A 23,676-nucleotide genomic window follows, 5' to 3' on the forward strand; every position below is an offset into this window, starting at 1 on the left:
CAGTCGCAAGGTGCTGTCCTGGCGCATTAGCAACAGCATGGATGCGTCGTTTTGCGTAGATTGCCTGGAGGATGCCTTGCGTCACCATGGACGGCCGGAGGTGTTCAACAGCGATCAGGGTTCGCAGTTCACCAGCACGGCCTTTACAAATGTGCTCAAGCGCGAAGGCGTCAGCATCAGCATGGACGGACGTGGGCGAGCGCTGGACAACATCTTCGTCGAGCGGTTGTGGCGCAACGTGAAGTACGAGGACGTGTATCTGAAGGGTTACGCCAACATGGCGGAACTGATGGTGGGCCTGGCGCAATATTTCGCGTTCTACAACGCCGAACGGCCGCACCAGTCGCTGGGCTACCAAACGCCCGACCAGGTCTACAGAGCCGGTATCGGAGGCGGCGCGCTGATCGTCGACAGGTTCGGCGGCGACAGTGAAAAGCAGCAGAAAAAGAGCAGTACGGGACAGCGCCGAGCAGCTGATGCAGTAGAAATGGGCACAGCTTAAACTAACCGGCAAAGTGTCTTGACTGATGGGTCCACTTTATTCTACCTCGCCCTGTCGCAAGGAGTTCACTCCTGATACGAATCGTATTGCATCGACCTGAGAGGCCCCGTGTGCTGCCATCGTAAGGGCGAGCATCGGGTGATAGGTCACTCGAATTTCGCGCTTTTCATGAAGTGCGGCATTTAACTCTGCAATTATCTCAAGAAGTAACTGAACGTGGAAATCCTCAACTGCTCTCTTGGATAGTTCATCAAGAAATTCCTGGTCAAGCTCGGTTAGATCACGCACTTTCGTCCTTGTTTAATTAGGGCTCATTGGCTGAAGGTGGAAATTATGGTCTATGGGCCGACATTCCAGCTACATGATTCTGCAATAGAAACCAGCACATATTCAGTGCGAACGAACGGCCGAGTCTAGTCATCTGTACCTCTGGAATTCCTACGGGGCGGTGTGCCCCTGGGCTTAGAAAGGAAAAAACTCCGGCCAAGCCCTTTTCCTCTTCGATTGTCAGTTCGCCAGCAAAGCGCAGATGCATCAACACGTCTCCCCATTTTGTTTGGTTGACGGGAGGTCGGCCCGGCGCCGGTTGGACGTTTTGCGCGATATCACTTGCAAGCGTTTCGAGGGCCACGCGAGCATTGGTTAGCGAGCCGTTATAGTCCGGAGGATTGCTCCTGAAAGCTTGGGCAGAGTCGGCAATTTTTTGGATGATTTCCATTCTGCGCGGGGCGCCGCTGTTCTTCAGCGCCTCAATGAGATCGTCGTCTATAGGGGAAACGTCTGCAATGGATGGATCCATCTGAGTCAGTTTTTTTTCGGTGATGGCATAGCCGTCGAGCGCCAGACATTGGGTGAGATCGTACATGCGTTCATCGAAGCGAACCTTTGGGCTAACGGGTGCACGCAAGTCGCTCGTGGTGCTTGCTACTTCACCAAGGATCTGAAGCAGGACATGAGGATCTAACGACTCAACGCAGTTGGCTATTTGAACGAGGTTGTTCCCTCCAAGCCTGGCACCGTACTTCGATAACAGCACGTAGATTACCGAATGCTCTTGCAGTGCAAGTAACTGGGAAAGGGAATATTTCGTGCGTCTTCCAATCATGTCGAGTCCTTATTTGTTTTCTATGAAAAAGTATATCGCTTCGAGTCCGATCACACCGCTGCACGCCAAAATAAAATGAGAATGGTTCCAAATGACTCTCCGTAACAGTAGGGTTTACAGACTCGAATCCAGTACGGAAAATGTTCCTAAGTCTCCTTCCCAGGGTACGCCATCAAGGCCGTTATAGATTAATTTGCTCCGTCCTTAATACGAAAAAGCATGTCCTGCTGAGATAGTTTAACGATAAAGAATTCCTCGTTGTTCAATTCCGCAGGCAGTTTGTCACGTAGTATCGATGCTACAAACTGGACATGATCATTTTCTCGCTCGACTAAACGCGCTATCTGGGTAAGTTGATTATCGTGCATCAACTCCTTCTTGTCGTTTAGAAGAAAATGGACGCATGGAATATTCTCTTCATCAGCAAACAATGTATACGCGATATCGAAACAAGAAATTTCACCTTGTTTTTTTCCTGAACTAAGGTTTAAGTTAAAAGTATTGAACTTATAGATGTTCTGGCCATTTTTCTTTGTAACATCAAAGCTCAAAAAGTAACTCTCATTGTACAGTTCGTTAGATACACGAGAAAATACTTTGTTGAACTTATCTACCTGCACTTGAACCGCCGCACGCGTATCATCAGAAAAAAGATCAGTGTCGATTTTCGTTAATAAAGCGGTTTGCCTAGTAATTTCTATTTCTACTCCCCGTATCTGCAGAATAACTGTTTCGTATTCGCCTCGCTGCCTTTCCTTTTCGCTTAGTTCGCCGATTAATAATTCGAGCTGAGCGAGCGTGCCATTCTTTGCTATTTTATCGGAATATTGTTTCTCAAGTTGCAGGAGATCCGTTAGTTTTCGTCGACGCATAGCGATATCAATTTCCAGCTGTGGAATCTCTTTTGCGATATACCTTGTTTTTTCATCAATCATTCGATTGTGGAAATCAACTAATTCATCGAATGATTTTTGCACTCCACCAAGCCGGGTTGTTACTTCGCGATAAAGGTTAGTCAACTGCTCTATATCGATCTCGACACGACTCGTTGACAAGTCTTGAACAGCCTCATCAATAAGATTTTTTCGTAGCGTAGCGCGACCTATCTCCGCAGTTTCGACGCTTATAAGATAGGTGACACGATCTAACTCCGTTAAATCATCTTGGAAATCAGGATTCACCTGGAACGTACTTCTCCGAGCATTCAAAGCGTCTATCTGCCCCATTAGTACGCCCAAGGATGCTTCGTAGGCTGAGCGCGTGCGCGACGTTTCAAGGCGGCTTTTGAATATATTTTCTACACGTATCGCCGTCAGGATCTTTTGCCTCTCATCGCCTTGAGAGAAGTCGCAACCCAACATAAAAAGATAGAGAGCCTCATATTCCTCATCTTTTGTCCATTGGTTAACATTCTTCAGAGTATTTGAAAGGCTGATATCCTTATAACGAATATTATGTGCCAAAAGCTGCGCCAAGGACGGCTTTTTTTCGCCATGCTCTCTAAATATAAGGTTCGTAAGCGATATGAGAAATTCTGCTTCCGTTAGTGACTTCCCGTCAATTTTTCGGACAATACCTTTGCGAGTGGCAAAATTTCTTTCAATGACCACTTGTTTTGCAAATTGATCATCGAGGTCTTCTGTGAGTATTAGGGTCACCAATACTTCGGTTTTCTGAAGAAATTCCTTTACAACCGTATACTCTTTTTTATTATTTTCCGGATCGGTATAAATCTGTTGCGGTTTTCCACCCATACAAAAATCGATCAACCGCAGAACCGTAGTCTTTCCAACATTATTACCCGTTGCCTCAGGGTCACTGCCAATGGTTTCGTCGACAATGAGGTTCAGTCCTTTATGGAAAGGGATTTTTCGAATGATTCCATTTAGATTTTCTATCTGTAGCATTTTTAAAAACATGGAACTATCTTTCCATCATCATCAAGCTTTACTAGATCTGCAAGAAACAGCCAGTCAAGCGAAAGAACAAAAATCGGCATCGAAACATTGTAATAAAGGCGGGTTTCTGCAAATAATTCAAGCATGTCGGGTCGGTGGATTCCACGTAACGCTTGAATAATGTGAGATCCTATGTAATACAAGCTAGCCAATGGATGAATATTTTCAGGTAACAGCATGGATTACCTCAGATGGATTCTTAAAAATCTTACATCGAATGAAGGCATCAACTGCAAGTACACTTACGTATTGTTCCAACTCATCCAGTGGAATTTGAGCGTAATTAGCACTTGACTGTATTTTCTCAATAGCAATATCGACCACTTTAAAAAATAACTCATCGCCAGAATAATTTGAAGTGTTTTTTGCATAGATCATCATAAGCGCATTCAGAACGGAGTTGCTTTTATTTTTCCCGGCCCTATTGAATTCCTCATACAGTCGGGTAACGCGATGATGATGAATTTTGTACTCCTCTACAATCAAAGCAGCCGAATTAAGGTTATTCAAGATTAATTTTTTATCTACATCAAACGCAATAGGAACAGCTGCCGCGTAGCCGTCGAGCATATCTTCCCGTGAGAGAGTATTAATAACTGCAGCCAAATTTGTTTCAACAAAAATCTGCCGACTCCCAGGATCAAGTTCATCCTGTAGAAAAGAGTAAATGGAATGCTGTGCATTAATTTCCAGACTACGGATCGTGGTCAGCAGCGATGTAATATCGTGAATATCTGTAGGTGGACTGAAGGTAAGATTGTGTGGATTCGTATAGGTGAGCGCCCGTAGAGCTGCCGCATCCTTAGAAATAGACATAAACTTAAAAGAATAGCCGGTATACGATGACAAATTCTTATTTAACGCACTCTCCACCTTAACCTTTGTTGCAGTTGACGAAACTTGTAAGACTATTTTATTTTCCTTATCACAAAGATCGATTCCCTCAGTATTGTTTTGGATTGCATTCATATTTTCAAGCTTGTAGCCATACAACTTATTGAGGAAATGTAGGTAAAAATCTTCGGAGTGATTGTGATCGTGGAGTATGTTCAGCTTCCCCAATATCTCAATCTTAGAGGATAACGCGGCAAGCTTCTGCGCACAGAGATTAAAGTAAATCGTACGGTTCATATGAGGCGAGGTCGAATTGGAAATTTATTTGAGTTTGTATGCCATCTTACCTCAATGAGATTAAGTAATGACAATATTTTATGCTCAATGGGACGTAGTTACGACTCATTTGGATATCATATCGATGAACCATCCGAGACCTGTCATTTTCAGAAGACGATTGCACCATTTTGCTGGACCAGGTCTATTTTTTCCGCTGCGATCCTGTGTCAATCAGAGCGTGGGTGTCGCGAGGGAGAAGCAGAAACGTACCTGGCTCATCGAACTGTTGTGCCCTGACTTTCTCAAGTTCTTCTTGGAGTGTCAAATTCTTGGCCTCCAACTCTGCTACCATTCCAGGAAAATTTTACCCTCTGATCAACAACGCGACAGAACCCTTATTCCTTACACTCCACTGTCATTGTTGATTACAATACGGCAACAACTACTGCTGAGCAGCGGTGGCGATAAAAAACTTGGCCAATGGCGGATGGATGATGAACGTGGCACAACAAACTCTTTTTTTGAATCTGGACCGCACCGGGAGCGCGACGCGTCTTCCGGTCAATGAGAACTGGCAGCACGGTGCGTTTAGATTCGTCAGGAGCGCATTGAATGAGGCCATGAAGAATGCGCGGCGCTACGCGAAAGAGTGGTCGAACAGGCCAAGTCCAGAGAAAAGACAAAACGAGTTGGAACGTTCGTACAATGCGATCTTCGTCAACGGACCGCGCGGTGCCGGAAAGACAGCGTTCATGATCAACCTAGAAATGATGTGGCGGCAGTCAGAAGTCGAGTCTGTCCAAGAGTTTGCTGATGACGCTGATGCGAGGACGACAACCGCAAATACATCAGGATTGTGTTTTCTCCCCCTGATCGATCCAACCCTCATTCGAGATAACGAAGGATTCGACAGTTATCTGGTAGCACAAGTCCATCAGGCAGTACGCAATAAATTGGATCGGCCAAGCGACGACTATTTGCGCGCACTCGAAAGCCTTGGCGAGTCCCTCGCGCCCACGGACAGCAGCTCGATGGGCATCGGTATCGACCGCATCCTGTCTTACCAAATTGCGCAAAGCTGGGAATGGCGGTTTCATTACTTTCTGTACCTAGCGAGCCTGGAGTTGGGCGTAACTGCGTTTGTGTTCCATATCGACGATATTGACATGTCTCTCGGCAGAGCGCACGGTCTATTGGAAACTTTACGCCGCTGGTTGGCATGCCCGTTTTCAATTCCCCTCGTCTCAGGTGACATTAATCTTTATCGCCAGTTGGCTGAACAGTATTTCGCGGAGCATAGTAAGCACGCCATCGACGATACCTATCGAGAGAAACTGGCGGAAAACTATCTCGAAAAGCTATTCCCGACACACCTGCGTACGCGCTTTACATCCCTTTCTCTTCTGCAACCTTACATCCAAGTCATACAGGGCGACCCAAAAAAGGGGGAGGGTATTCCTTTGAGCATTTACCTGGCCTGGATGGCTGAGCTCGTTTATCCCCTCACCAATGGCGAAGAAGGCAGCAAACCCTCTCTCCTTCCGAACACTGCACGCACACTTATCCAGCTCGTGAAGTTACCGGTGCGCTATCTAGAACGTGAACAGGAGGCTTGGAGCGGACTAGCCTACAACGAAGGAGATAAGCCTCTTTCCAAACGTCATCGAGATATTGCCAGGTCCGCACAGCAGTTTGTGGAGGCCCAGCATGGCGCCTATCGGGCTACATTGCTTGAAGGCTGGATGAAGTATTGCGAAGCGCATCGAAACTGGGTGGGGTGGCGAATCGCGGAAAGTGAAACGTTGCTAGCCGCCTCATCGGGTTGGGGCGTAAATGCGCCACAACCGCTGGATCGGCCATTACGCGAGTTGCCAATTTTTAACGTCGAACGTCAGTTTTCGATCCCTGAGGATGCCGACCATTACGATTTCAGTGGCGAATGCCTGAAACAGTTACGAATGCTGGAAAGGCGCCGCAGCTCAGCGTATATCGAGAGCCAAAAAAGCTTGCTAGAGAAAAAATTACGCACGCAGGTGCCCTACCCCGCACTGGAATACTTCGTGTACCTACAGTTTGTATCCCAGACGACAGTCAAGCAGACGTACGCAATGCTCGAGGAAGATACGGAAACCAGTAGGGATGAATTTTTAAGGGCGGTCATGCTGCTTAATCTGTACACGACGCATGAGTTTTACGGGCGTTCCGGCACTGCAACTCGCCAAGTCTTTTTTGGTAAGGCGTTTGAGTTGCTATTAGACAGTCTTTTGCAAGATTATTCAACGGCTTCAGGTGCCCACCGTGGGGGAGCCACGCACATACGCAAAATCCTGACATCCGCGCCATTTCATTCGACCTATGCCATCTTTCCTACAAAACCAGTGGAGGACGACGACAGCAATGAGGTTGCCGCTAGCCACACGACCGAGGAGAAAGAGGAGTCCGCCAATAACCAAGCTGATAAGAGCGGAAATTGGGATGAGCTATATCGCGCGCAGAACTGGTTAAATACTGAAGTAAAAAAGTGGCAGGTTGAGAATGCAAAGGTACTGAAGCAAGTAAGACAACGTGGTCTCCTGCACCTTCTCTACTTCGTGTTCAATAAGACATTTAACCAGATTAACGCGCTGAAAGCAGGTCCGGCCCTTTTGAACGAAACCGGCTCCCAAAATACCTTAAGCCATGCCGCACGACGGTTTCAGATGATCGTCATAAACGCGGTCGCCAGCTTTTTGAAGCCTAATCACTTGATGGTCGTCCAGCAGAACGTAGCGACAGGACCACATATCGATCTCGATCCTGCAAAATGGGACTCCGATCGCTCATGGCAAATCAATGTGCGCGGGCTGGGAAAACAAAAGCAAACAGACGAGCGTGCAGCGCTCATCATGGCGCTGCAGACGCATCCTGTTTTCAATCTCGTGGATCCCGATCGCCGCGGCCTTTTCTTGATCGGCCCCCAGAAAAGGAATTCGTCGGATTTGAAGCCCGAGCGTGACGGGGCCAGTCCGTCCGTTACCGCCCCATTGAAAAATGTCGTGGCAACCTTGCTCGACAGCGCGGGCTTATCTACTAGAACACGACGCCCTGGAATTACACGGCTGCTCAAGACCCTGATGGCAATTCCAAAATGGGAATCCCTCACGCTGGACGTGGCACCCGTCTATTTCAATGAACTAACTCTCCTGCTGCATAAGGCGCAAAAATACGCGGTTCCGGATGCGCACAAGCTGGAGCAAGTGCTGGCGCAGACACCGGTACGGGACTGACCCGTGCTGAGCGTTCCCCTAGATCTGCTGGCAGCAGTAAGCCTGCTGCGTTCCGATCGATGGCTGGTGCATTGCATCGAATCGATCAAGAACGATTCATACGCTACAGACAAAGCCCTCCTTGTGCGCACGGCGGCGATATGCGATTACACACACTATGACCAGCGGCGAGAGGACATCGAGTATGCGCTTGCCTTGCATTGGGTGTCCAACGAGGGTGGGCTGTACAAGCTCGATTTCTTGCGCGTGTTGGCTCAAGAATGGCTTGTGGGCAAAGCCGATCGGTTCGAAGTTCCAAATGAAAAGTTGGCGGACTATGCCGGCTTGATGTCACTGATTGATCCATCATTGTTGGCCGCAACCTTAATGGCAAACGACCTCCATACAGGCAAAAAACAGTGGGGGGATGTGGAAACGTGGTCGAAGTCACAATGTCCGCACGCGCTGCCCTTCGATGCACACACGCCCTATGCTGACAGCCATGTCCACATGGCCGGGGTAAGCGCAGCCAATATCGGTCTCTCTTACCTTGCGCTGCTCAGCGACAAACCACAAGCTATCAGAGAGGACGCCAACTGGCCGCTCATTCAGGAATTCACTCAAATGCGTGCGCACAGAATTGGTATTCCCCAGCTATGTGCGATCTTGCCATTTTTGGTCAATCAGTGGTTACGTCAAGTCTTCGGGAGTAGGAACGACGATCCTGAACAGCTAGAAATGATGAATTCATTGTTTATGGCACACAATACCCAAACAGAACAAAAAAGAAGCGTTCCTTGGGAAACCCTGTTTATACGCTGCAAGGGTTTTCTTACCTATATTAAGGATACGAGTCCAACCGAGCCCGTGCAGTGCATCATTCGCCGAGCAATCGAAATGAAGGGCGAACACATTGCGAACGACGCTGGGAGCACCTGGCTCATGTTCTTGACCGCACTCATACTCGACGAGCAAACGTCGAATCCAGCATGCCCTACCGGACCTTTACGTGCCGCACTACGATTGGCAATCATCCATGCGATCCATTGTCTGCGGAGCTATGCAGTAATGCGAGGAATAGGGCTAACCGAGTTTATTACATTCAACTCTTCCTACATCCGAAAGGTGCGCGGCTCCGGAACGGTTAAGCCTATTCATCCAGCGTTGATCCGCCCCAATCGGTTCATCTCACTAAAAGCTGGGCCACAATTTGTGGATGAAAAGAAACTCAACAAATTGGTCGAAGACCTCGAGAAAACCGGAGACATAGACCGCTTTCAATTTGTCTATCATTTCAGCCGAGGCGAGGATCCGACATCGAAAAAATTTAAAACTCAAGGCGACGCCTTCACTTCGCTGTTTCGGCAAGCGCGAAGCCGCGCAGTTGAACTGACCGGAAGCAGCCCGATCCGGCATGCTGGTCGCCTTCTAAGAGGGTTGGATGTAGCGGGAAACGAAAATACAGGACCTATCGAATTGTTTGCCCCAATGCTTCGAAAAATTCGGAATGACTGTCGTAAAAGCGCTACGCCCTCTTCCAACGTCCCCGCGTTATATTTGAGCATTCATGCCGGCGAAGATTTCTCACACCTGCTTACCGGCTTGCGGCGTATCGACGAGACCGTAAGGTTCTGTGCTATGGAAAAGGGAGACCGTTTAGGCCACGCGCTCGCACTCGGAATCGCCCCCTACTCTTTCGCTCAACGCCAGCGGGTGGCATTCGTACCACTTGACGAACATCTCGACAACTTGGTTTGGCTGCACCACCACCTATTGATTATCAAAACCCATCCTTCGGTTATCTTGGTGCGCGACTTTACCCCGTGCATCGCCAACTTAGAAAGTTCCATTGGAATTTATAGTGACCATCTATATGGCGGTGCGCACTGCGCCGCCGACCTTTTCGCTGCTTGGACGCTGCGAAAATACGAGCGACTCGAGGACCTAGACACGACAGAGACGATCGAGCTGAGCACCACTCGCGTGCAGAAAGATATCTGGCTTGCCTACAAAGACCTTTATCGGCCAAATCGCACAGATACAACACGTCGACGGCCTGAAAGTTTCACCGCTGTACTCCGGCTAATGCCACATGATCCTGGCTTCGGCCGTGTCGGCGAAATGAGAAACGGAAAAGTCGAAGAAATCGTCGGCTCAATGCAACTGGATGCCATCGAAGCGGTGCAGGACTACCTGATGACGAAATATGCCAAAGCCGACTGCGACATACATATCGAGGCATGCCCCTCTTCAAATCTATATATCGGCCGGCTTGAAGCGTTTCACGAGCATCCGCTTTACCGTTGGGTACCGCCCGCTTCCGTCACCCTACAGAACAGATTTGGCTTACGAGAAGGCTCAATGAAGGTATGTATCGGTAGCGATGATCCAGGAATTTTTCCGACGACGATTGAAAACGAGCATCGGATACTCGAGGATGCCGCAATCCGTTTCCACAAAGCCAATGTCGACATTGCCCGGACCTGGATTGACGAGATCAGAAACGTCGGCATTACACAATTCGAGCGGCACGCCTGACGTAGTTTTCATATACGGTACGGCTAACAACCGCAACCCCGCAAGCTGTAAAGGATCCCTACTATAACGTGTAGAAGTTCCGATTTGATCTGCCACAAACTGTTAGATGAGTTCGCGTTCTGAAAGGCCGTACCACCCCGTTGCGGACCTTGGGATAAGTCTCGGAAGTCCACTCCTAAACTGTTGTTAACGTACACGGTTACGGCATGGCTAGACCAATTTCCCGCGCGGGACTGACTGGTCTTTTAGGCGCTTCTATCTCCAGCAGGCTGTGGGCGCCGCATATCGCCTGGTCGACGATGCCCAAGTGCCCTAGTAAGCCTTCGCCGCGATACACAACAAGGCGGGGCTGGCCGGCGCACTGGAAATCCCGATGGAATTGTTCACCCGTGCCGTCGAGATCGTGCTCAAGTAAAGTGAGCTGCAAGATGCTGCGCAGTACCGGCCGTCGGCCCAGTTGTGGATCCAGGCGGTGCGCAGTTCCGGTTATGTCCAGACTAGGGTGGCGACCACCCGCGGCCTGTCGGAACTGTCCAGCACTGCGTGACGCGATGGAGAGCAAGAGCTTGCCCAAAATGCTGTTCGATGAGCGCGCGCTGAAGCCGTCTTTCGGCTAAGGTCCCACAACGCGCAATATTGCCGGCAAAGATACAAGCTCAACACCCGCCTGCTCAAGAATCCAGGTTTCAATCTTCGCGTGCCAAACACGAAGCAGGTCAAGCGGCCGGCGAATGTAATTTTGCTCGCGCACTCCTTGCGGCGCGTGCCCTTGAATCTGCGCGGCGATACCATTCGGCATCTCGATCCACTCGCTTAATGTGGCAAATGATCGTCGCAAGCCGTGCAGCGTGAGTTGCGGCAAATTCGCCACGGCGACGGCCTCGTTATGCGCGATTCGTGGCTCGGCGATATGTCCAGATGCGGAAGCGGGACTGGAGAAGACAAAAGCATTCCTGCGCGGCAGGTTGGCCAGGAGCTGAGCAACAAAGGGAGTCAACGGGACCATCCGAAAATCCTCGACCTTGTCGGACAGTTTGATACTACCCCACTGGAAATTCACGTCCGCCCACTTCAGTGCCGCGAGCTCCTCGCGCCTGGCGCCGGTGAGCAGCAGAACTTGCAGGTAGGCGGCAATGACCGGGTTTCCGATCTTGCGCACTGCGCTGAACCATGACTGCAGCATCTCGCGCTGGAGAACGTCATGGCGCCGCTTCTCTTTACCCAAGCTCTCGCGCACCCGCGCGCTCTTTGTCGGATTGCTAGTGACCATGCTTGAATACGTCTTGTGCGAAGCGCACCAGTTCATGAAAGCCTTGAGCAGTCGCCATGCCAGGCGCGCGCTGGACGGACGGATCTTTGCTTCCTCTCGCGCCCAGGCTTCCACGCGCTCATTTGTCAGGTCGATGAGTCGGAGCGAGGATAAGGACCAGAGCGGACCGGCTTTCGTCAGTGCCGGACTGCGTTTCCGAGGCTGGCCACCATCCTGAATGATCTTTCGATGCGCGGCAATATGATGTTCTGACCAGCCGGCTTCTCGCGTGGCAATGCGGTCGGCAATGTACTCAGGCCAGACGCGGCCCAGGGTGACGGACTCCCGCAGCTGCTTTTCCTGTTCCGCCACAACGGCAGCTTCCTGCATTGCGCGCGCGTCGCGCTCTGCAGCGAGTGCATCTTCCCGTACCTTTCTTGGATCCTGCCCGTTATCGAGCAGTACCTTGAGGCGCCGTGCTTCGGCCTGGGCCTTGGCAATGTCCCATGTACGAGGATCGCCGATCGTCAGCCGGATGGTGGCGCCGTCCAGCTTACCCTGAAAAATATAGGACTTTGCGCCCTTCGAAGTCACCCGCAAACCGAGGCCTGGTGAAGCGGTATCCCAAAGGAATGACTGACTTTTTCCACCCTCACAGGCAAACTCTTCTACCCTACCCGCCGCGAACTTTATTTTTTTCACAATTACCTCAAAAAGACGTTCTGTGTAAGCGCCATGTAACCGCCATGTAACCGCCATGTAACCCAAATGGTAGCATAACGATCAACACTCATCTGCATGAAATAAAAATGAAAATTACGTAAGTATTTGATTTATAAGAATATACTATGAAATCTCAACGCTCTTCAACAGTCCTGAATACCGACTTGCGATGATTTGTAATCATCAGGTGGCCAGTTCGAAACCGGCAGTCGGCACCAGAATTTAGCAGGAAAATCAAAGGGTTACATGCTTCGGCACGTAACCCTTTTTTCTTTCCCCCTCCCGCAGGACACTCCCGGACCATTGAAACACGTCGCCAGGCGGCCAGCTTCGCGCAAGCAGTGCTGCACTGCGCAATGACTGCCGGCCCTTTTAGGTGCAATATTGGCACTTGCTGGCGAAGAACAACCTTTCGATGTCTGGCTTGCCTACCTGGGGAAACATCATGTCCGCACATACTTACAAGCTTTTCGAACTGGTCGGAACCTCGACCGAGGGTAGCGATCAGGCGATACGCGATGCCATTGCCAAGGCCTCGCTCACGGTCAAGCACATGGACTGGTATGAAGTCATCGAATCGCGCGGACATATCGTCGACGGCAAGGTTGCGCACTACCAGGTCACGCTCAAGGTCGGCTTCCGGCTCGAATAGCCATGCGGCGTGGTCGCTGCCGATAGCTATGGCGATGAACGGCGCTTCCTGCTAGCGCGGTTTTTCCATTCTCCGGCTCTCCAGCCACTGCGTCCCACCCGCGTCCAGCGCGGCGGCAATCACCTTTTCCGGCAAGCTGTACACGGTCGCCCAGCTGGCGCGGCCGTCTTGCGTGTTGGCGGGGAAGCTGTGCGTCTCGATGGGCCAGTGGTATTTGCGTTTTAACGCCTTGACGATGGCGGCCAGCGAGACGCGGCCCTGCAGCGGTTCGGCGCCGGACTGGTCGCGGTTCGACAGCAGCACGGCCAGGACCTGGCCGCGGCCCGTGCGCGCGCCGGGGAAGGTGGGGGTTTTGTTTGCCATGGTGCATTTTACCGGGCGCACTGCGATATGCCGCACCTTTGATCTAGCGCAAGCTACCCTCATGCAGTGCGGCCAAGATAAGGGTTTCGCCAGGCGCGCCAGCGCCCCTCTGGCAGCCTGGGCCAGCACAAGGGGACAGGAGAAGATCATGCCCAGTCTGAACATACAAGCCATGCAATGGCAGCCCGTTGCCGATATTTCCGCCGTGAATCCCTTGCTGCCCGAGGACGTGGCCTGCTTTCGCGAGCTACGCGACGTGCTGCTGCGCTACGGCGCACTCGAACGTTTCGGCATCGCCCTGATCCACCGTCATTTCGATATCGCCGACGATGAAGAATTGATGGAGTACACGGATGCCGCGCAGCGTACGCTGACCGTCAAGCCTGTCAAGAAAAGTGACATCGACTGGGAGCACACCACGATTACCAACTGGAAACTGACGCAAGGCGATGAAGTGGCGCGCATCGGCTGCGGCTGCGCGCGCAATGCGGGTGGCCACCTGGGCTATCACCGCGGCACCTGATGCTGGCCAGCGGCGCCTGGCAAGCGGCGTCGGCCTTTTTTACACTTTGCCTGCACCAGTTCGGTCTGCTTTGCGCAAGTAATTGATTCGATATGCTTTTTTTGTGTGGCACGCAAGCTGCTTATCACTGTCTATGAGATGAATCCAGGCAAGCCGTTCTGGATTGTTCCTCGGGAATGTTTTCCGAACTGACCACGACAAGAGGCTGCGATGAACGTCGATCACACACGAGGCAAGACCCTGGGCTGGCTGGGCCTGTTCGCCGCCGCAAGCCTGCTGCTCAGCAGCCAGGCGCAGGCCGGCGCGTACGGCCTGGCCGTCAATGAATTGAGCAATTTCCGCATCACCACCAGTGCCGGTGCGCTGTCGCTGGCGGGCGCCAACCGCAATGCCAGCGACAGCGCCTTTTTCGAAGGCGGCGTGGCCGTCAATCCACGCGCCGTCAACACGGGCCCGACCGCTAACGCCGATGTGCTGCAAGTGTGCTCGGGCAGCGGTTGCGCTAGCTTGCCGCAAAATAATTACGCGCCCAGCACCAGTTCCACGCTGGAATTTTCCCGCGGCGATGCGCGTGCTTTTGGCAACATGCTCACGGCGACTGGCTCGACCGTGCTGGCCGTCTCGGAAGCCCAGCGCAACACGGTTGGCGCCGCCTCGGCCATGGCCGGCGACACGCTCACCGGCTCGGTCAACCTGACCTTGTCGAGCGCCGGCTTCATCACCTTCAGTTTCATGGGACGGCGCGACCTGCGCACCAGCGTCACGGAGTTGGGCGACAAGTCGAACGTGTCGATCATGGATATCTTCAATATCTCATGCAACACCGCCAGCCCCGCCAGCTGCCTGTCCCGGGCGACTGCCGATGGCGTCCTCTTCCAATTCGCCCCCGATGGCGACGCCAGCAATGGCAGCGACATCAACGGCAACCATACGCTCGGCAGCCGGGATCCTTTCAGCCTGAACATGACAGCCGGCACCAACGACCCGGCCACCTCGCGCGCCTTTACGAATGGCCCGGCGCAATTTTCCCTGACCTCGAATTTCGCCCTGCCCGCCGGCAGCTACACCTTGAACTTTTCCAAGTCCACGCGCACCGATATCGTCGTCATCGAACCCCTGGCGGTGCCGGAGCCGGGCACCCTGTTCCTGCTGGGAACGGGCTTGGCCGCCCTGGCCTTCACGCGCCGCCGCCAGCCGAAATAGCCAGCGGCTGCGCTGATGTTTCAGCCCTGCCGCGCCAGCTGCTGCAAATAATAACGCTGCAACTTGGCACGCTTGCCCAGGTCATGGCCGAGTATCAGGCGCAGCTCGCTGGTGGGGCAATCGGCGGCCATCATCTGCACCTGCGTGCCCAGCTGGCGTGCCAGCCGGCGCGCCGCCTGCTCCTGCGCGGGCCGGTATTCGATGCGCGTGTGCGCCACTCGAAAGGTCGCTTCATTGGCCAGGCGCACCACTTGCACCGGTCCGCCGGCCAGGCTTCGCGCCAGCGTGGCGGCCATGCCGGACACGCCATTGCCATTCACGATTTCCAGGCGCGGACGCGGCACGCTTGCCGCCGGCGCCGTTGCCGTTGCCGGCCGGGCAAGCGCGGCAACGGGCATGCCGGACGCCGCCGGCACGCGTTGCAAACGGGCCACGCCGTCAGTGTGCGTAATCTCGATGCGCGCCATGGCAGGTTCTTGCTGCACCGCCGCAGCGACTGCTGGCACCGCCGGCTCTTCCTTGCCGCGCAGCGCCATAGCGCGCCGCAGGTCGTGTTCCTGCAAACTGATCGCCTGGCGCCGCATGACGGCGGCGCGCTCGTGTTGTCCCAGCCGCTCCAGCACTAGCGCCAGATGCTGCCAGGCCAGCGCATTGAGCGGGTCGAGCAGGCATGCCTGTTCCAGCGCGGGCAAGGCGAGTGCATCGCGGCCGCTTAAGTAATAGGCATGGCCGAGATTACTGAACAGATACGCCTGCTGCGGGCGCGGCGTGCCGGCACCCTGCGTCAGCGCCTGCCACTGCGCAATCGCGGCGTCATGCTCGCCCCGCTGCGCGTGCAGCACGGCCAGGCCATTGCGCGCAGCGACATGCTGCGGCGCACCGCGCAAGGCCTGTGCGTAGGCGGCCTGCGCCGCTGGCAGCTCGCCTGCATCAAAATACCGCCTGCCTGCCGCATAGGCGACATCGGCGCCAGGCAGCGGCGGCAGCGGCGCGCGCGCCGTATGGCTGGCGCACGCGCCCAGGCCCAGACAGGCGCAGGCGGCGGCCAGACGGGAAATCGTCAAACGCATTGCAACTCCTTTCAACGGCTGGCCATGGCTGGCACGAGCACGCGATAGACTTCGATCACAGCCGGCCCCATGAGCACCAGCATGAGCGTGGGAAAGACGCAAAAAATCAATGGAAACAGCAACTTCAAGGCTATTTTTGCCGCCGCTTCCTCGGCCAGCAGACTGCGCTTGCTGCGCAGGTTTTCCGAATGCACGCGCAGCGAATCGCCCATGCTGGTGCCGAAACGTTCCGATTGAATCAGCATCGCGACCAGGGTATCGACATCTTCCACGCCGCTGCGCAGGGCCAGGTTGCGCAGCGCCTTTTCCTTGCTGAAGCCGGCGCGCATTTCTATCAGCACCAATTGCAGTTCCTGCGCCAGCACCATGCTCTTGATATGGATTTCGCCCGACACCTTCACCAGCGCGCGCTCCAGGCTCAGGCCCGCTTCCACGCATACCGTCAGCAGATCGAGCGCATCGGGGATGTTTTCAAAGATGTCGCGCTGGCGCCGCTTCGCCGTGCTGGCCAGCACCAGGTTTGGCAGGTAATAGCCGACGGTGGCGCTGACGCACAGCAGCAACAGCAGCACGCTGCGCAGCTGCGCCGCCATGGCGCTGGCCGCGTACAGGCCCAGCACGGTGGGAAACAGCAGCGCCAGCACGGTTTTCGCCGCAAAATACAGGGCCGGCGCGCTGGCTTGCCGCCAGCCCGCGTTCATGAAACGCGTGCGCAGCGGCGAGCGCTCCCAGCCTTCTTCCGGCAGCGACAGTTTGCTCAATGGCTGCGCCGCGCGCGCCACCCGCTCGACCCAGCCGTTGTCCACCACCGCATCGCTGGCGGCCGGCGCAATGAAGGGGAACAGGCGCTGGCGCAAGGTGCCGGGAAAGAAGATCAGCCAGGCCAGCAGGGCCAGCGCCACCACCACGGCGAAGACGATCACGAGAAACAGCAGTTGCTGTGCAGTCATTGCCACTCCCTATATTTATATCCTGATACGGATGACCTGGCGCATCCAGACGACGCCCAGTGCCACCATGCCTGCCGCGTACCACAGCAGGCGGATGCCGCTGGGGTCGGTCCACAGCAATCGAATGTATTGCGGATTGACCAGCGCCATGACGCCGATCATCACCACCGGCATCAGTCCCAGCACCCAGGCCGACATGCGCCCCTCGGCCGACAGCACGCGTACCTGTCCCAGCAGTTTCAAGCGGGCGCGGATGATGCGCGCGATGCTGACCAGCACCTCGGCCAGGTTGCCGCCCGACTCGCGCTGCACCAGCACGGCAATGACCAGGTAGCGCAAGTCCGTCAGCGGGATGCGCGCGGCCAGGTTTTGCAGCGCCTCGTTCATCGGCACGCCATAATTGATTTCCTCATGCGCCATCTTGAATTCACCGCTGATCGGCTCGCTCAATTCATCGCCCGCCATTTGCAGCACGTTGGAAAACGAGTGGCCGGCGCGCAGCGCGCGGGCCAGGAAATCGGCCGCCTCCGGCAACTGCGCCTCGATCTTTTGCAGCCGCGCCGCGCGCGCGCGCAGCACGAACATGGCCGGCCCGCCGCCTGCCACGCCCAGCAGCAGCAGGGCGCCCGGCACGGGCAGCGGCCAGATGGCCAGCCACAGCAGCGCCGCCAGCAGCAGGCCACCGGCGCCACCCAGAAACTGCGCTACCGACCACGACAGGCCCGATTGCAGCAGCAACCGGTCGAGCCGCGCGGCCTGCGGCAAGTGCCGCAGCCATCGCTCCAGGCCAGGCGCGCGCGCATAGCGGCGCTGCTTGAGGATCGACACCCGCTCGCTGCCCGCCTCGCCGCGCGCCGCCATCAGGCGCAAGCGCCGGTTGATGCGCCGCGCCGCGCTGCCATGCGTGCCCGACCACCACAGCCAGGCGCCTTCCACCATCAGGATGCAGGCGGCGAACAGCAGCACGGCAAAGCCGTAGAAGACAAAGTCCATGATGCCTCCCTTTTCTATTCTCTAGTCGTAGATGCGGTCCGGATCAAACACGCTGTCTGGCACGGGCGCGCCAAACATGCGCAGGCGTTCCGTGAAGCGGGGGCGCACGCCTGTGGCGCAAAAATGCCCCAGCACCTTGCCATCGGCATCGACGCCCGTCTGCTCGTAGCGGAAGATTTCATGCATGGCGATGATGTCGCCCTCCATGCCCGTTACCTCCTGCAGGCTGACCAGCTTGCGCGCGCCGTCGGTCAGGCGCGACACCTGCATCACCACCGTCACGGCCGAACAGATCTGCTGGCGCGTGGCGCGCGGCGTCAGGTTCACGCTCGCCATGCCGACCATGTTCTCCAGCCGCGCCAGAGCGTCACGCGCCGTGTTCGAGTGGATCGTCGCCAAAGAGCCCTCATGGCCCGTGTTCATCGCCTGCAGCATGTCGAGCGCTTCGGCGCCGCGCACCTCGCCCAGGATGATGCGATCGGGGCGCATGCGCAGCGCGTTGCGCACCAGCGCGCGCTGGCTCACCTCGCCCTTGCCCTCGATATTCGGCGGGCGCGTTTCCAGGCGCACCACATGCGGCTGGCGCAGCGCCAGTTCAGCCGCATCTTCGATAGTGACGATGCGCTCGCTGCCGGGAATGAAGCCGGACAGCACGTTGAGCAGGGTCGTCTTGCCGCTGCCGGTGCCGCCCGAAATCAGGATGTTAACCTTCGCCTGCCCCAGCGCCTGCAGCACCTGCACCATGGGCGGCGTCAGGCTCTTGTAATCGAGCAGGTTGGTAATCGTCAAAGGCTGCACGGCAAAGCGGCGGATCGACAGGATCGGCCCGTCGACGGCCAGCGGCGGGATGATGGCGTTGACGCGCGAGCCATCCGGCAGGCGCGCATCGACCATCGGGCTCGATTCATCGACGCGCCGGCCCACGCGCGAGACGATTTTCTCGATGATCTTCATCAGGTGCGCATTGTCGTGGAAGGTCACGTCCGTCAGTTGCAGGCGTCCGCCCCGCTCGACATATACCTTGTTGCAGGTGTTGACCAGAATATCGGAGACGCTGGCATCGGCCAGCAACGGTTCGAGCGGGCCAAAGCCCAGCATTTCGTGCTGGATGTCGAGCACCAGGCTATGCCGCTCGTGCTGGTTCAGGACGATGCGCTCCTCCTCGATGACGCGTTGCACCAGCAGCGCCAGCTCGTGCTTGAACTGCTCGGCCGTCAGGCGTTTCAGCCGTTCCAGGTCGATACGGTCGAGTATCGTCTGGTGCATGGTCTTTTTCAGCTCCTGATAGGCGTGCAGCGCCAGCGCGCCTTGTCCATTGCTGGCAGGGCGTAGCGTTTCATTCGCCGCCAGGCGTTCGCGTAAAGTCATCTCGGCTCCCATGATGGCCCCCGGCGGGAGCCTTGACATATGCACCTGCTGCGCTGCGCGTTACGCTTCGCTACGGCTGAACAGGCGGTCGAACAGGCCGCGGCTTTCCGTCACGCGGCGCGCCGTCACCAGCGCCACCAGTTCGCCCAGGCTGCGTGCCACGGCGCTGGTGCGCGACAGCTGCAATAGCGGAATGCCCTGGTTGATGGAATCGGTGACTGCCAGGTAATCATTTGGCACCGTGTGCACCACCTCGGCGCCCAGCGCCTGCTCCAGGTCGGCCAGGCGCAAGCGCCCGCCCTGCCCTCGCGTTGCGTAACGGTTGACGATCAGCCGCAGCCGCTCGCCCGGATAGCCGAGCGAGCGGAAGATATCGAGCAGGCGGCGTCCATCGCGGATATCGGGCAGGGCCAGCTGCAGCACCGGATAGATGGCGTCGGCACTGTCGAGCGCGCGCAGCGACAGGGCATCGATCTGGCGCCCCACGTCGAGCACAATGTAGTCGTAATGCTGGCGCGCCACGGCCAGGATGCGGTCCATGTGCTCGGGCTGCATGTCGACCTTGTGCGATGGATCGTCGGCCGCCGCCAGCACGCCAAAATTGGGCGTCACATGCACCAGGCACGAGGCGAGGAAGGCGCCATCCATGCGCGCGATCTGGGCGCAGATATCGGACAGGGTCATGCTCGGCTTCTGCTCCGAGACATACAAGGTGGCATCGCCGAACTGGCCGTGCAGGTCGATCAGCAGCACCTTGCAGCCGGCCAGGCTGGCCAGCGCGTACGAAAAATTCGTCGACAAAAAGGTGGCGCCGCTGCCGCCCTTGCACGAGATAAAGGCGAGCACCTTGCCATCGCGCATCTGCGTCACGCCGGCCTGGATATCGACCCGGTCCATCGCCTCATGAAAGGCCTTGTGCGCCAAAGGCAGTTGCAGCACCTCGCGCATGCCGGCGCGCATGGCGCGGATCAGCACATCTTGCTGCTGGCCGCGCGTGAGCAGCATCAGCACGGCCAGCGGATACTGGCGCGCCAGCCGCTCCAGCAAATCGGCCTCGTCGGCATCGATGCCGCTGGCGTCGACGATCACCAGCTCGGGCGCCTCGGGCAGCATGTGCAGGGTGGCGTCGCGCAGGCCGCTGCGCCGTTCCAGCAGGCGCAGCACGGGCATGCGCGCCGCCCCCTGCGCGGCGATTTCATCGTGCAAGCTGGCGTCGCGGCTAATCATCAAGGCTTTCATCGCACTTCCTTCCTTCAGGTCAACACGTCCGGCTGCGCCCGGCTAACGGCGCTCAGGGACAAAAATTCGGATTGCCCGGGTAGCCCAGCGACTCGGCCACCGCCATGGTGGCCCCGTTGGGCAGGCGCACGGCCCCCGCGCCGGAAGGAAACATCATCCCCAGCAGCGGCAATATGGGCCGGTACGGCACGCTCTCGCAGCTCGCACCAGCGCCCGGCACGCACAGGCGCGCGCGCACGAAGCGGATGCAGCTGGCGCCATGCGGATCGTCCAGGCAGTTGATGCGGTTGCGTTGCGGACAGCCGGGCATGGCATTCACCGGCAGCGCCGCCAGCGCGCCCCCACCGTTGGCCTGCGACAGATAATCGATGCGCACATACGCGTCGCTGATGCCGCCGCCCAAAGGCAGCACGCCCGGCGCGGCGCGCAGCACGGCATGTTCGCGCACGGCCTGCAGCGCGCCGGCGTCGCTGAAATCGGTGATGGCGGCGCCGCGCGCGGCACGCCGGGTAATTTCATGCACCATGTTCCACAAGTACACGCCGCGCGCCATTTCGAGCATGGCAAACAGGAACAGAAAGAACAGCAGCGCCAGCATGGCGAACTCGACCGCGAAGACGCCGCCCTGGCGCGGCCGGCGGGGGTGCAGCTTAATTGACATAGCGCAATGTCGCGTTGGCACGCAGCGGTATTGGCGCCAGCTCTGGCAGCCACGCGCGCGCCAGGTCAGGCAGGAAAGTGACGGGCATGTCCAAGGCCACCTTGATGCGCACCTGCGTCGGCGCGTTGACGAAGGTGCCGCAGTTATAGTCTTCGTCGAGATAGAGGCAGCTCAGGCTGACGCTGAACGCCTTCATCTGCGGCGCCGTTTCTACCATCGCATCGAGTACCAGCTGCCGGGCAAATGCGCCGTGCTGCGCGGCCGTGTCGCCGTTCGCCATCTGCGGCAGCGGCAAGGTGGCCATGTAGCGGGCCGCATCATGCACGCCCTTCTGCAAGGCCGTATAGGCGAGAAACGCGCGGCCGAACAGCAGCACGATGGGTAGCAGTCCCATGAAGAACAGCATGATCAGCGCCAGCTCGATGGCGGCCACGCCACCCTGGCGTCGCGCGGCGTGATATGGCGGCCTCATCGCAGCAACTCCGCGGAACCGAGCAGCGCCTGTTCCGGCACGGCGCCGGCAAATTCAGCGCTCAATACGCCATTGGTGGCCGGCGCCGTCATGAAGAAGCGGCCGATACCCCGCACCTGGGCCAGCACATCGCTGCCGGCCGGCAAGGGGCATGCCAGCAGGGCGATATTAAGCAGGCGCCGCTGCGCCACAGCCGTGTTGCCCACCGGCGCCGTCTGGAAGCCCAGCGTCAGATAAGGCGTGCTGGCGGCCGGATAGCCAGGCTTGGCGACCGGCGCGGCCGGGGCAGCCGGATACAGCTTGGCCCAGTCGCTGGTAGCAAACGGCAGGTAGCCGCCGGCCGGTTTCGGATTGCTGTATTTCGCCGCCCTGGAAAACGACCACAGCGGCCCGTAGCTGCCAAGCGCGGGCGGCGTCGCATTTGACTCCGGATCGGCCACGGACAGCAGCGGGTTGCCACTGCTGAGGGCGCTGGGCGCATTGGGCGCATTCGTCATCCACCAGTTCACGGCCGTATTCGGAAAGGCGCGAATATTCGTGTCGGGCGGCGCCGTCACAGGATGGCAGCCGCTGCCCGCATGCTGGTTGAAGCGCGCGTTGAAGGCTGGCCACAGCGCTGCGGGAAAGGGCCGGTGCACGTGCACCAGTGCGCTGCCAATGCGCGGGTACAGCACGCTGCCGCTGCAGACGAACGGCACGATGGCGGCATCGCTGACCTGCGCCGAGGTTCCCACGCTGCCCGGCTGGGCCAGCGGATTAAGCACGAAATGTTCAGCCGTGGCGCCATGCGGATTGAGCTTCAACAAGTTATATGCGACGCCGCGGCGAAAGCCATACTCCAGCAATTCCACCGCCGGCAGCAGCGCCGCATTCGTGCGCGGGCTGGCCGCGCTGGCCGACAGCGCGCACACGGCCAGCGGCGCCAGGCGCAGGCTGGTACGCCCGGCCACGGCGCGCGCACCCGTATCGAGCGTGCGCAGCGCCGGCGACCAGGCGCCCAGGAAGGCCGTCGCCACCCGGCCCAGCGCCGGCTCGCTGGCCTGCGTATCGACCCGCACGAACAGGGCCGTGGCGGGATTGGCCACGGCGCCCGACGCTTGCCAGTCGCTGGCGGGCGCGTCAAAGGCGCTAGCAAAGCGGATGCTGGCGTCCGACAATACGACGCCCTGCGTGCGGCGCTGGTAGGCGCTTTTCTCGGCCGCGCTGCTCTTGGCTTTCGCCACGGCAGCGCTCAAACCCTCGGGCGTGCCCACCAATTCGGCCGCCGCCGCCAGCGCCGCATTGTCGGCCAGGTTCTGCAACTCCGTCTTGCGGCCGATGACTTGCCCCACGTCAAGTGCCAGGCCGATAAAACCCAGCACCACGATGAGCAGGATGGAAAAGGCGATCAGCATCGCGCCGCGCTGGCCCTGGCATCTATTTGCCATTGCCGCCCCCCAGCATGAACTGCACCGGCTGCGGCGCCTGGCCGTTCGGCTCGGCAAACGAGGCGCGGTAGCGCTGCATGGCGGCATGGGCGCTGGGGCCGTCGAGGCCATCGGCTGGCGTAATCCGACCCACGTTGGCCGGATAGCGCACCTGCTGCGCCATGGCCAGGCGCACGGCGTCGCCAAAGCGCTGGTCCAGCTGTGGCGTGCTGCTGTGCGCGCACGCCGCCAGCTGCAGCGCCAGCGCCAGTGCCGCCAAGCACCGCGGCAGGTTCAAAAGGGATATCGGCATGGCATGGCTCCCGGTCTCATTTCAACGTTC

At 57.1% G+C, this 23,676-nt stretch carries 22 protein-coding genes; 6 read left to right on the top strand and 16 right to left on the bottom strand.

Annotated features, from left to right (window positions below; genetic code table 11):
- On the top strand, positions 1-502 hold a 502-nt coding region (locus ACQ4W6_RS03280), incomplete at its 5' end, for an integrase core domain-containing protein (RefSeq protein ID WP_436565757.1).
- Positions 503-538: 36 nt separating this feature from the next.
- On the opposite strand, the gene ACQ4W6_RS03285 is transcribed toward ACQ4W6_RS03280, so the two are convergent.
- From ACQ4W6_RS03285 to ACQ4W6_RS03305, 5 genes are all read right to left on the bottom strand, one after another.
- Positions 539-790 carry a hypothetical protein gene (locus ACQ4W6_RS03285; protein WP_436565758.1) on the bottom strand — a complete coding sequence of 84 codons (252 nt, stop codon included), beginning with the start codon at positions 788-790 and terminating at the stop codon, positions 539-541.
- Positions 791-833: 43 nt separating this feature from the next.
- Positions 834-1,607, bottom strand: a complete 774-nt coding sequence (locus ACQ4W6_RS03290; protein WP_436565759.1) for a hypothetical protein — start codon at positions 1,605-1,607, stop codon at positions 834-836.
- Between the two features lie 188 nt (positions 1,608-1,795).
- Positions 1,796-3,526: a DUF2326 domain-containing protein gene (locus ACQ4W6_RS03295; RefSeq protein WP_436565760.1), complete on the bottom strand. Its 1,731-nt coding sequence runs from the start codon at positions 3,524-3,526 to the stop codon at positions 1,796-1,798.
- Positions 3,517-3,744, bottom strand: a complete 228-nt coding sequence (locus tag ACQ4W6_RS03300) for an ABC-three component system middle component 6 (protein WP_436565761.1) — start codon at positions 3,742-3,744, stop codon at positions 3,517-3,519. The genes ACQ4W6_RS03295 and ACQ4W6_RS03300 overlap by 10 nt, the downstream gene beginning before the upstream one ends.
- A complete protein-coding gene (locus ACQ4W6_RS03305; protein WP_436565762.1) occupies positions 3,731-4,696 on the bottom strand; it encodes an ABC-three component system protein in 966 nt (321 codons plus the stop codon). The genes ACQ4W6_RS03300 and ACQ4W6_RS03305 overlap by 14 nt, the downstream gene beginning before the upstream one ends.
- A 473-nt stretch (positions 4,697-5,169) precedes the next feature.
- Between ACQ4W6_RS03305 and ACQ4W6_RS03310 the strand changes: the two genes are divergently transcribed.
- Together ACQ4W6_RS03310 and ACQ4W6_RS03315 are read left to right on the top strand one after the other, a co-directional pair.
- Positions 5,170-7,944, top strand: a complete 2,775-nt coding sequence (locus tag ACQ4W6_RS03310) for a hypothetical protein (protein WP_436565763.1) — start codon at positions 5,170-5,172, stop codon at positions 7,942-7,944.
- Positions 7,945-7,947: 3 nt separating this feature from the next.
- Positions 7,948-10,461: a hypothetical protein gene (locus tag ACQ4W6_RS03315; protein ID WP_436565764.1), complete on the top strand. Its 2,514-nt coding sequence runs from the start codon at positions 7,948-7,950 to the stop codon at positions 10,459-10,461.
- A gap of 613 nt (positions 10,462-11,074) precedes the next feature.
- Here the strand turns inward: ACQ4W6_RS03315 and ACQ4W6_RS03320 are convergent.
- On the bottom strand, positions 11,075-12,412 hold the full coding sequence (locus ACQ4W6_RS03320) for a tyrosine-type recombinase/integrase (protein ID WP_436565765.1): 1,338 nt from the start codon (positions 12,410-12,412) through the stop codon (positions 11,075-11,077).
- A gap of 466 nt (positions 12,413-12,878) precedes the next feature.
- On the opposite strand from ACQ4W6_RS03320, the gene ACQ4W6_RS03325 reads away from it, so the two are divergent.
- Entirely contained in the window at positions 12,879-13,085 is a 207-nt protein-coding gene (locus tag ACQ4W6_RS03325; RefSeq protein ID WP_436565766.1) for a dodecin, read from the top strand.
- Between the two features lie 51 nt (positions 13,086-13,136).
- Here the strand turns inward: ACQ4W6_RS03325 and ACQ4W6_RS03330 are convergent, their stop codons facing one another.
- A complete protein-coding gene (locus ACQ4W6_RS03330) occupies positions 13,137-13,448 on the bottom strand; it encodes a hypothetical protein (protein WP_436565767.1) in 312 nt (103 codons plus the stop codon).
- Positions 13,449-13,596: 148 nt separating this feature from the next.
- Here ACQ4W6_RS03330 and ACQ4W6_RS03335 point away from each other — a divergent pair, with 148 nt between their 5' ends.
- Complete coding sequence (locus tag ACQ4W6_RS03335) at positions 13,597-13,971, top strand: hypothetical protein (RefSeq protein WP_436565768.1); 375 nt, start codon at positions 13,597-13,599, stop codon at positions 13,969-13,971.
- A 210-nt stretch (positions 13,972-14,181) separates the two neighbouring features.
- Complete coding sequence (locus tag ACQ4W6_RS03340; RefSeq protein WP_436565769.1) at positions 14,182-15,174, top strand: EDSAP-1 family PEP-CTERM protein; 993 nt, start codon at positions 14,182-14,184, stop codon at positions 15,172-15,174.
- A gap of 20 nt (positions 15,175-15,194) precedes the next feature.
- Here ACQ4W6_RS03340 and ACQ4W6_RS03345 read toward each other — a convergent pair whose 3' ends face one another.
- Genes ACQ4W6_RS03345 through ACQ4W6_RS03385 form a run of 9 tightly spaced genes read right to left on the bottom strand, consistent with a single transcriptional unit; the run spans position 15,195 to position 23,646 of the window.
- Entirely contained in the window at positions 15,195-16,244 is a 1,050-nt protein-coding gene (locus ACQ4W6_RS03345) for a LytR C-terminal domain-containing protein (RefSeq protein WP_436565770.1), read from the bottom strand.
- An 11-nt stretch (positions 16,245-16,255) separates the two neighbouring features.
- Positions 16,256-17,194 carry a type II secretion system F family protein gene (locus ACQ4W6_RS03350; protein WP_436565771.1) on the bottom strand — a complete coding sequence of 313 codons (939 nt, stop codon included), beginning with the start codon at positions 17,192-17,194 and terminating at the stop codon, positions 16,256-16,258.
- Between the two features lie 15 nt (positions 17,195-17,209).
- Positions 17,210-18,187, bottom strand: a complete 978-nt coding sequence (locus ACQ4W6_RS03355) for a type II secretion system F family protein (protein WP_436565772.1) — start codon at positions 18,185-18,187, stop codon at positions 17,210-17,212.
- 21 nt (positions 18,188-18,208) lie between these two features.
- Entirely contained in the window at positions 18,209-19,555 is a 1,347-nt protein-coding gene (locus ACQ4W6_RS03360; RefSeq protein ID WP_436565773.1) for a TadA family conjugal transfer-associated ATPase, read from the bottom strand.
- A gap of 60 nt (positions 19,556-19,615) precedes the next feature.
- Complete coding sequence (locus tag ACQ4W6_RS03365; protein WP_436565774.1) at positions 19,616-20,794, bottom strand: CpaE/TadZ family protein; 1,179 nt, start codon at positions 20,792-20,794, stop codon at positions 19,616-19,618.
- A 52-nt stretch (positions 20,795-20,846) separates the two neighbouring features.
- Positions 20,847-21,455: a TadE/TadG family type IV pilus assembly protein gene (locus ACQ4W6_RS03370; RefSeq protein WP_436565775.1), complete on the bottom strand. Its 609-nt coding sequence runs from the start codon at positions 21,453-21,455 to the stop codon at positions 20,847-20,849.
- On the bottom strand, positions 21,445-21,927 hold the full coding sequence (locus ACQ4W6_RS03375; RefSeq protein WP_436565776.1) for a TadE/TadG family type IV pilus assembly protein: 483 nt from the start codon (positions 21,925-21,927) through the stop codon (positions 21,445-21,447). Before ACQ4W6_RS03375 ends, ACQ4W6_RS03370 begins: the two co-directional genes overlap by 11 nt.
- Entirely contained in the window at positions 21,924-23,354 is a 1,431-nt protein-coding gene (locus ACQ4W6_RS03380; protein ID WP_436565777.1) for a pilus assembly protein TadG-related protein, read from the bottom strand. Before ACQ4W6_RS03380 ends, ACQ4W6_RS03375 begins: the two co-directional genes overlap by 4 nt.
- Complete coding sequence (locus ACQ4W6_RS03385) at positions 23,344-23,646, bottom strand: hypothetical protein (protein ID WP_436565778.1); 303 nt, start codon at positions 23,644-23,646, stop codon at positions 23,344-23,346. Before ACQ4W6_RS03385 ends, ACQ4W6_RS03380 begins: the two co-directional genes overlap by 11 nt.
- Positions 23,647-23,676 lie beyond the last annotated feature (30 nt).

The sequence above is a fragment of the Janthinobacterium woesei genome (genome assembly GCF_051380875.1).
GTDB lineage: Bacteria > Pseudomonadota > Gammaproteobacteria > Burkholderiales > Burkholderiaceae_D > Janthinobacterium.